This is a genomic window from Magnetococcales bacterium (assembly GCA_015232395.1).
Classification (GTDB): Bacteria; Pseudomonadota; Magnetococcia; order Magnetococcales; family JADFZT01; genus JADFZT01.
The window spans coordinates 1-8,781 of the sequence record JADFZT010000122.1; the positions used below are offsets into that span (position 1 = coordinate 1).

General features: G+C 56.4%; 8 protein-coding genes. 6 read left to right on the forward strand and 2 right to left on the reverse strand.

The annotated features are described in order from the left end of the window. Positions 1-329 precede the first annotated feature (329 nt). On the reverse strand, positions 330-1,580 hold the full coding sequence (locus tag HQL52_19200) for an SGNH/GDSL hydrolase family protein (GenBank protein MBF0371571.1): 1,251 nt from the start codon (positions 1,578-1,580) through the stop codon (positions 330-332). A 64-nt stretch (positions 1,581-1,644) separates the two neighbouring features. Next, entirely contained in the window at positions 1,645-2,730 is a 1,086-nt protein-coding gene (gene apbC / locus HQL52_19205) for an iron-sulfur cluster carrier protein ApbC (protein ID MBF0371572.1), read from the reverse strand. Between the two features lie 266 nt (positions 2,731-2,996). Here apbC and rsxA point away from each other — a divergent pair, with 266 nt between their 5' ends. From rsxA to HQL52_19235, 6 genes are all read left to right on the forward strand, one after another. Then, positions 2,997-3,575 (forward strand): electron transport complex subunit RsxA, encoded by a 579-nt coding sequence (gene rsxA / locus HQL52_19210; GenBank protein MBF0371573.1) that lies wholly within the window; start codon positions 2,997-2,999, stop codon positions 3,573-3,575. Between the two features lie 7 nt (positions 3,576-3,582). Further along, positions 3,583-4,122: an electron transport complex subunit RsxB gene (gene rsxB / locus HQL52_19215; GenBank protein ID MBF0371574.1), complete on the forward strand. Its 540-nt coding sequence runs from the start codon at positions 3,583-3,585 to the stop codon at positions 4,120-4,122. A gap of 118 nt (positions 4,123-4,240) precedes the next feature. Continuing rightward, positions 4,241-6,028, forward strand: a complete 1,788-nt coding sequence (rsxC, locus tag HQL52_19220) for an electron transport complex subunit RsxC (protein MBF0371575.1) — start codon at positions 4,241-4,243, stop codon at positions 6,026-6,028. A gap of 90 nt (positions 6,029-6,118) precedes the next feature. Continuing rightward, positions 6,119-7,207: an RnfABCDGE type electron transport complex subunit D gene (locus tag HQL52_19225; GenBank protein ID MBF0371576.1), complete on the forward strand. Its 1,089-nt coding sequence runs from the start codon at positions 6,119-6,121 to the stop codon at positions 7,205-7,207. Continuing rightward, a complete protein-coding gene (locus HQL52_19230) occupies positions 7,200-7,823 on the forward strand; it encodes an RnfABCDGE type electron transport complex subunit G (GenBank protein ID MBF0371577.1) in 624 nt (207 codons plus the stop codon). The genes HQL52_19225 and HQL52_19230 overlap by 8 nt, the downstream gene beginning before the upstream one ends. A 20-nt stretch (positions 7,824-7,843) precedes the next feature. Beyond that, positions 7,844-8,509, forward strand: a complete 666-nt coding sequence (locus HQL52_19235) for an electron transport complex subunit E (protein ID MBF0371578.1) — start codon at positions 7,844-7,846, stop codon at positions 8,507-8,509. The last annotated feature ends 272 nt before the right edge of the window (positions 8,510-8,781 follow it).

Sequence of the window (8,781 nt, forward strand, 5' to 3'; positions counted from 1 at the left end):
GCTTCCGAAGCCCTGCAATTGCTGTTTGAAGGTCAGCGGCCCTCCTTCATGCAGTCTAACGAAGCTGAATAGTTACATTCAGGAAAAAACCGTTCAATTTGCCAAACGCAGGCGTATCGATCCACAACAGGTCATCCAGCGCTATCCCAAGGAGCTTTTCCAAGATCTCTGCCTCAATCACATGAGCCGGACCCTATCCCCCCGGGAGTATGAGCACATCGCCCGAATCGCAAGCCTCAAAGCCTGGAAAAAAAGCCCCAGCTTTGCAAAAATCATCTCTACTCTCCAAACATGGTTTCCAAGATAACCACCCCCAGACAACGACCAAATCACATCTCACCCGAAATCAACCCTTTCCTCTCCAAAAACAGCCCCAGCAACCTTCCCGCCTCCCGATGCCCATGGCGGTTCCAGTGCCCTCCCCCGCTGCCGTCAGAACCCTCCTGAAGACATTCAACACCATGAAAGCAGATCCCTGAAGCCTCATTCAGCGCCTGGAAGGGTTCCACCAACGAGAGATAGGGGATGTGGTGCTCCCTGGCGAATGCACCCATGCGCCGATTGACGAAGGTCAGATCCGCCTCGGGATAGCGCTCCAGATAGCGGGATCGGTTCACCCGGTTCACCTGATTGGCCTGGGTCACCATCATCAAAATGAAGGGGACTTCCCGCTCCCGACCCCATTGATTCATCTCCAGAAGCAATTTTTCGGTCAAGCTCCAAGCCCCCTGCCAAGCTGGGCTCATGGGGCCACCGAATTGGGGCAGGATGGGGGCAGGCGTGGCCTCAGAGGCAGGCAAAAGAGAAACGGTGGCCTCTGAGGTGGGTTTTGCCTGGAGGGTGTGATCCCCCCGGTCCATCTGGGATTGCCACTGAAAATAGACCGCTACAGCCAGGGTGACCAGCTGGGAGTGATCTCGAAGATGGTTTAGAAGCCGCCTTTTCCAGGCCGTGCGTTTATCACTGATATAGTCCGTAAATGCAGCCTCCACCAGGGGATCCCGGACGAGTTCTCCGGATTCATCCAGATCAAAATAGGGCTTGGCCGGGTCAAACTTGAGGTGGCGGCTGTTGTCCTGAAAATCGTTGCCGGGAAAAAAAGCCAGCACGATCAGGTTCGGGTCGAAGAGGGCTACTTGGTGTTGGAGGGTCAACCAGGCCTGGGCCGTGCCATAACCCGAAACCCCAAAGTTGAGCACTTCGACGCGGCCTGCCCGCTCAGAGTGGTTCAGGTGGGTTTGGAGAATGGCTGCAAAGTTTTGATCCCAGGGAACCTGCAAAGCCTCGGTAAAGGAGTCCCCCAGAATGGCGACCCTGAATACCCCCGGCGGTTTTTCCAGTGAAACATCTTGCCCCATCAAGCCGTGATTGTTGACCCGAATCCGCCCACCCCCCTCCTTGGTCCAAACGAGGTCGACGTTTTCCTTATGGCGGCTACCGGTCAGGGGGTCATATTGGTAAAGATGATAGTCGGAGATCAACTCGGTTGGAGCGATCGCATGATAGAGACGCACCCCCCCCTCCATCATCAACAAACCAACCATCAGGGCGGCTCCGAGAAGGGTCAGGTCTTTTACCACGTGAATTAACCTCCTCTCCCCTCGAAAGCCGCCCTGAAGCAGGGCTTAGATGTTTCTGCGCCCCTTATTCCACTACAATTTTCGGAAACTTGGAGGCCTCGAATCCCATGGTAGCCACCTTGGCCGCAATTTGGGATGCGATCTGGCGATATTTTTCACTCTGGGGACTCTCCGGATGGGCCACCAGGATGGGGGTACCCGCATCAGCATCTTCGCGGATCGCGCCATCCAGGGGAATGTCCCCGAGAAAATCGATCCCCGCCACCGCCGCTTCCCGCTTGGCCCCACCATGGGAAAAGATTTCTGCCCGGTGGTCGCATTTGGGGCAGATGTAGTAGGACATGTTTTCGATCACCCCGATCACCGGCACATCCACCTTGCGGAACATGTTGATCCCTTTTTTGACGTCTGCAAGGGCCACATCCTGGGGGGTGGAGACGATCACAACGCCGGTCAGAGGCACTTTTTGGGTCAGGGTCAACTGGGCATCACCGGTGCCAGGGGGCAGATCGACGATCAGATAGTCCAACTCACCCCATTCGATATCCCGCAGCAGTTGCTCCACCGCCATCCCCACCATGGGGCCCCGCCACACCATGGGGGTATCCTCGGGCATGAAAAAACCCATGGAGATCGCTTTCAAGCCGTAGGCCTCCACCGGTGGCAGGCGCTGACCCTCTTCCCCTTCGATGGGTCCACCTTGGATGTTGAGCATTTTGGGGAGGCTGGGGCCATAGATGTCGGCGTCGAGAATCCCCACCGAGGCCCCCGTCTGGCTCAAGGCCAGGGCCAGGTTGACGGCAGTGGTGGACTTGCCCACACCGCCCTTGCCGGATGCTACCGCGATGATATTTTTAACATCTGGAACCAATTCAGTTTCCATTTTGCGCCCCGAAGCCCGCACCTGAGCGGTCATTTCCACCTCAACTTCCGTCACCCCAGCGATAGCTGCCACCACGTCATGTGATTGTTTTTTAAGCAGCTCCTTCACGGGGCAAGCCGGGGTGGTCAGCTCCACCTTGAAAGCCACCCGACCCCCTTCAATCACCATATCCTTGATAAACCCGAGACTGACGATGTCCCGTTTCAGATCCGGATCCATCACCTTGCGCAATGCATCCAGAACTGCGCCTTCCTTGATTTCCGCCATGCCGTCATCTCCCAATAAGGCCAATATTTCACACCATTGTGACAAAGATTCAGGATTACCCCAGCGCTCCACTCAGTCAAGGGAGTGGGGTTTTTGAAAGTTAAAAATATCCATTTTCACAACCAGTTGCGTCAAGCTTCTATTTTAACAAAAATATATTGTGTTTTTTTTACCGTTTACGCTTTAATTCTCCATGTGTATCAATGTGTGGTTCCAAGCCCCGGAAAAGGGGTGTTTGGTCAATCCTCCAATTGGATGCGGCTACCATGACAGAGTTCCTTTTTATTCTGATCAGCACCATATTCGTCAATAATTTTGTTTTGGCGAAATTTTTGGGTGTCTGCCCGTTTCTCGGGGTTTCGAAAAAAGTAGAAACCGCCATCGGCATGACTTACGCGGTGATGTTCGTGATGACCCTGGCAGCGGTTATCTCCTGGTTGGTGCAGATGTTTATCCTGGATCCCCTGGGGCTGGGCTATCTGCAAACCATCTCGTTCATTCTCATCATCGCCTCGCTGGTGCAGTTGACGGAAATGGTGGTGCATAAGACCAGCCCGGTTCTTTATGCCTCCCTGGGTATCTACCTGCCCCTCATCACCACCAACTGTGCGGTTTTGGGTGTGGCCCTTTTGAACATCCAGAAGGAATTACAGTTTCTCCAAGCCACTTTTTTTGGGCTGGGAGCAGGACTCGGATTTGGGTTGGTGATGATCCTCTTTGCCGGTATGCGGGAGCGGATCGATCTGTCGGATGTGCCGGAACTCTTCAAAGGTTCGCCCATCTCCCTGGTTAACGCTGGCTTGATGTCCCTGGCTTTTATGGGATTCGCCGGAATCGTCAAATAGAGGAACCATCCCCATGATCGAAGCGGTATTGAGCATGAGTGGTATGGCCCTGGTTGCCGGGGTCGGTTTGGGATTCGCTGCCAAAAAGTTTCACGTTGAAAGCGATCCCATGGTGGACAAGCTGGATGAGGCGCTGCCCGCGACCAACTGCGGCAACTGCGGCTATCCCGGCTGTCGTCCCTATGCTGAGGCCCTGATGGGTGGCGGTGTGGAGATCAATCTCTGCTCTCCCGGGGGCAAGGCCACCATGGAAATGCTGGCCTCTATTCTCGGCGTGGAACCAGCCGCCATGGAAGAGGATGAAGGTCCCACCCTCGCCTTCATCTGGGAGGAAAAGTGTATCGGCTGCACGGCTTGCATCAAGGCCTGCCCGGTGGACGCCATCGTCGGCGCCAACAAGCAGTCCCATACGGTGATCGCGGCGGAATGCACTGCCTGCAAGGCCTGCATCGAACCCTGCCCGGTGGATTGTATCACCATGGAACCGGTGGAACAGACGGTTTACGACTGGATGTGGAGTAAACCGAGCGGACCTTCCTTTCATTAGGAATTCCCTCGTCTGACGGGATCTGCCCGCATCCGGCTCGTCTGGCTGAAACCATACTGCCAGAATCCGATGACAGGCTCATATTTTTCAGGAAACGCCAACTCACGAGGTAGTGGGAATGGGTATTGCCTTAACCACATTGCGTAAATTCCACGGGGGAGTGCATCCCCCGGAGCACAAGAATCTTTCGGAGTATTGCGCTATTGAAGAGCTGCCGATGCCCAAGCAGCTCTATGTGCCCCTCCATCAACACATCGGCGCCCCCTGCGCCCCCTGCGTCTCAGCCGGGGAGAAGGTTCTCAAGGGAACGGTGATCGGTCAGGCCCAGGGCTTTGTTTCCGCCCCGGTGCACGCCCCCACCTCCGGCACGGTGATCGGCATCAAGGAGCACGCCTCAGGCCACCCTTCCGGACTCACCATGCTCTGCGTGGAGATTGAGCCGGACGGAGAGGATCGTTGGCGGGAGGATCTGGAGGGCATCACCCTCCCCATGCGGGCTGAACCTGCCGCCATTCGCGATAAAATCCGTGATGCAGGCATCGTCGGACTGGGCGGTGCTTCCTTTCCCAGCTTTATCAAGATGTCTCCACCCAAGGACAAAGAGGTGGAGCTGCTGGTTATCAACGGTGTGGAGTGCGAGCCCTATCTCACCTGTGACGCCCGCCTGATGGAAGAGCGTGGCCGGGAGATTTGCGCCGGAATAGAAATCATGCTCCACGCCCTGCAGACCAAGCGGTGCGTGATCGGCATTGAAGAGAACAAACCCGGGGCCATTCGGGCCATGCGCAAGGTGGCGGCGGACTATCCCACCATCACGGTCACGCCTCTGCCGGTGATGTATCCCCAGGGGTCTGAAAAACAGCTGATCGAAGTGCTGACCGGTCGCCAAGTCCCTTCAGGCAAGCTACCCATTGATGTCGGTGTAATCTGTCATAATGTCGCTACGGCGGTGGCCATTCGGGATGCGGTCAAGCTTGGCCGCCCTCTGGTCTCGCGCCTGGTCACGGTTACCGGTAAGGGTATCGAGCGCACCGCCAACCTGGAAGTGCTCATGGGCACCCCGATCCAGCATCTCGTGGATCACTGTGGCGGCCTCAAGAAGACAGTCAAAAAGCTGGTGATGGGCGGCCCCATGATGGGGGTGACGCTGACCAACCTGGATGTGCCTGTGGTCAAGGGCACCTCAGGCCTCTTGGCGATGACTGCCGAAGAGACCGTCGACAAGCCGGAAGGCCCCTGCATCCGCTGTGGTCACTGCCTGCAAGCCTGCCCCATCAGCTTGATACCTTGTGAGATGTCGTGGCTGGCGAAGCATGAGGAGTTGGACCAGCTCCAGGAGTATGATGTTTTTGATTGTATTGAATGCGGCTCCTGCGCCTATGTCTGCCCCTCCAATATTCCGCTGGTGCACTATTTTCGCTTTGGCAAGCTTTCGATCCATGCCCAGAAGCGGGAAGATGAGCGCCGGGAATTGACCAAGCGCCGCACCCAGGCCAAGGAAGAGCGGGTCGCCAAGGAAAAAGCGGCCAAAGAGCGCAAGAAGGCGGAAATGAAAGCCAAAGCCGCTGCCCGCAAGGCCGCCGCTGCCACCGCAGAATCCGCCAAGCCGGCAGAAGAGGCTCCAGCCACTCCGGCCGCAGCAGCTCCGGCTACCGCCGACAGCACCACATCTGCTGATCCCGACAAGGCTGCCAAGGTGGTGAGAGCTGCCAAAGCCGCCCAGGCTGCCAAGGCTGCTCAAGCTGCCAAAGCGGCCAGGAGTGTCAAAAGCACCAAAGAGCCAGGGGGGGGCACCAGCAGCGACCCTGATCAAGCGGCTAAAGCGGCCCGTGCTGCCAAAGCTGCCAAGGCTGCCAAAGCCGCCCGTGCTGCCAAGGCCGCCAAAGCTGCCAAAGCCGCCAAGTAGGACTGAATCGCTCGCTGATTTTTCAGATCCGGTTGAGCTATCAAAAGGATCGGATCTGGTCGAGCCATCAAGAGGGAACGAATAATCACTATGAGCCTACCGTCATTTCTTACGAGCTCCTCACCCCACGTACACGGGGGAGATTCCGTTGCCAAAATCATGGAAACGGTCATCTACGCCCTGTTGCCGGCGACGGCCCTATCGGTGATGCTTTTTGGTTGGCCTGCTTTACTGGTCATTGCCATCACTACCGCTGCCTGTGTGGCGACGGAACATTTTTTCATCATGTTCCGCAGACGCCCCAGCCCCATCGGCGACCGTTCGGCGATTTTGACCGGTTTGCTGCTGGCTTTGACTCTGCCCCCCCACACCCCGTGGTGGATCTGTGTGGTGGGTGGGGTGTTTGCCATCGGGGTGGGCAAGCAGATTTATGGTGGGCTGGGCTACAACATGTTCAACCCCGCCCTGATTGCTCGTGTTTTTCTTCTGATATCGTTTCCGGTGGAGCTGACCTCCTGGACGGGGCCTTCGCCCCTGTTTGATTCCGGCACCTTCACCTTTGATCAATCCCTGGCGATTATTTTTTCGGGTGTCTATCCCTCTCCGGAAATTTTGGACGCCATCACCACCGCCACCCCCCTGGGGCAGTATCGCACCGAGGTCGGATTGGGTCGCACGGTGCAAGAGGCCTTGGGAGGCGCTTTTGCCTTTAACACGGTCAATGCCGGTGGGGGATATATCAGTGGCTCGGTGGGGGAAACCTCCGCACTGCTGCTGGTAGTGGGCGGCATTTACATGGTCCGCAAAAAGGTGATCACCCTGCACATTCCCCTGGCGATGTTGGCCGGGTGTTTGATTCCCGCCCTGATCATGAACATCAACGATCCGGCCCACTATCCTGGCGCGGTGTTTCATCTGGTAACGGGTGGTTTGATCATCGGGGCCTTTTTCATGGCTACCGATATGGTCACCTCGCCGGTGACTCCCAAGGGGCAGATTATCTTTGGTCTGAGTTGCGGCTTTCTCACCTACGTCATCCGCACCTGGGGGGGATATCCTGAGGGGGTATCCTTTGCCATCGTGATCATGAATACCGCTGTTCCGTTGATTGACCAGTACACGCGGCCTGTTGTTTTCGGCAAACCGCGCAAAAAATCCAAGGAGCCCACCCATGCCTGATTTTCTGAAGATGGGCCTGAGCCTGATGGTTGTGGGCATGGTGGCCACCGCCATCCTGGCAGCCACTGAGGCTGTCACCCGCGAACCCATTGCCGAAGCCAAACGGCAGGAGATTCTCCGGGCGCTGCGCCAGGTTCTCCCTGAGGGATTCGATAACGAACCCGACCGGGATATCGTGGAATTTTCTGATAGCCTGCTCAACCGCAAACTCAAACCAGTGGTTTTTTACCGGGCTCGCAAGGCGGGTTCGGATCTGGGTGCGGCTTATGTGGTGACAGCTCCTGACGGCTATTCCGGCAACATCGACATCATGATGGCTGTGGCTCCGGGTGGTACGGTGACGGGTATTCAGATTGTGGCCCATGCGGAGACCCCGGGATTGGGGGATAAGGCGGTGATTACCGACTGGCCCGACTCCTTCAAGGGGACCACCAAGGATAACGTCAAGTGGGGCGTGAAGAAGGATGGCGGCGATTTTGATCAATTTGCCGGTGCCACCATCACCCCTCGGGCGATTGTCCATGCGGTCAAGAAGGGGCTTGATTTCTTCCTGGCCAATGAAAGCCGCATTTTTGTCCCGGCGGCCCCCCCTGCTGCTTCCAACGAGAGCCCCTAAGGCGTTTCAGGAGTCTGCTCATGAGTGATGTGACTTATAAACAGATCGCCTCTGACGGCATCTGGAACAACAATCCGGTCTTTGCCCAGCTTTTGGGGATGTGTCCTCTGCTGGGGGTGACAACGACGGCTGAAAATGGCATCGGCATGGGGCTCGCTTCCCTGGCGGTGTTGTTGGGTTCCAACATCGTGGTTTCCCTGGTGCGCAACTATATCCCCCGGGATGTGCGTATTCCCTCCTACATCGTGATCATCGCCTCGTTCGTGACGATCATTGATCTGACCATGAACGCCTGGCTGCACGATCTCCACAAGACTCTGGGTCTCTTTATCCCGCTGATTGTGGTGAACTGTGCGATTTTGGGTCGTTCGGAGGCTTTTGCTTCGAAGAATACGGTGGTTAAGGCGATAGCGGACGGGATTTTTATGGGTCTTGGCTTTACGCTGGCGCTCTTTTTGTTGGGGGCGGCTCGGGAAATTTTGGGTGCCGGGCAGATTTTTGGTTATGATCTGTTTGGAGCGAGCTTTCATCCGGCGTTGGGGTTTGTGTTGCCACCGGGGGCATTTATTGCCTTGGGCTTTATACTGGCGCTGGTGAAATGGATCGATCAGATGCGGGAGGCGGCTGCCGAAAAAAGAGAAGCGGCTGCAGCTCCCCCAGTCCAGCCCCAACCTGAAACTGCCTGACCAGCCAACACCAAGCCCCATCATCACCTGGGGTTATCTGAAAAAAATATCCACCCGGAGGGAGAAATCCTTCCGGGTGTTTTGTTTTTTGGGTGTGGAAGCGGTTCAGTTATGTCCTTCAGGCGAGCCAATCCATAAACTCACGGGGGGAGAGAATCTTAACTGGGTGGGCCAACTCGGATGGGAAATCTTTTCTATAGTAGGTCTACCTCAGAATTGGACACTCTTCTCTGACTCGTCATCCCCGCGAAGGCGGGGATCCAGAGAGATAA

Excerpts from the sequence above, each read along its gene's own strand:
- rsxA (MBF0371573.1), top strand. The coding sequence starts at position 2,997 with ATGACAGAGTTCCTTTTTATTCTGATCAGCACCATATTCGTCAATAAT.
- apbC (MBF0371572.1), bottom strand. The coding sequence starts at position 2,730 with ATGGCGGAAATCAAGGAAGGCGCAGTTCTGGATGCATTGCGCAAGGTG.
- HQL52_19235 (MBF0371578.1), top strand. The coding sequence starts at position 7,844 with ATGAGTGATGTGACTTATAAACAGATCGCCTCTGACGGCATCTGGAAC.
- rsxC (MBF0371575.1), top strand. The coding sequence starts at position 4,241 with ATGGGTATTGCCTTAACCACATTGCGTAAATTCCACGGGGGAGTGCAT.
- HQL52_19225 (MBF0371576.1), top strand. The coding sequence starts at position 6,119 with ATGAGCCTACCGTCATTTCTTACGAGCTCCTCACCCCACGTACACGGG.
- HQL52_19230 (MBF0371577.1), top strand. The coding sequence starts at position 7,200 with ATGCCTGATTTTCTGAAGATGGGCCTGAGCCTGATGGTTGTGGGCATG.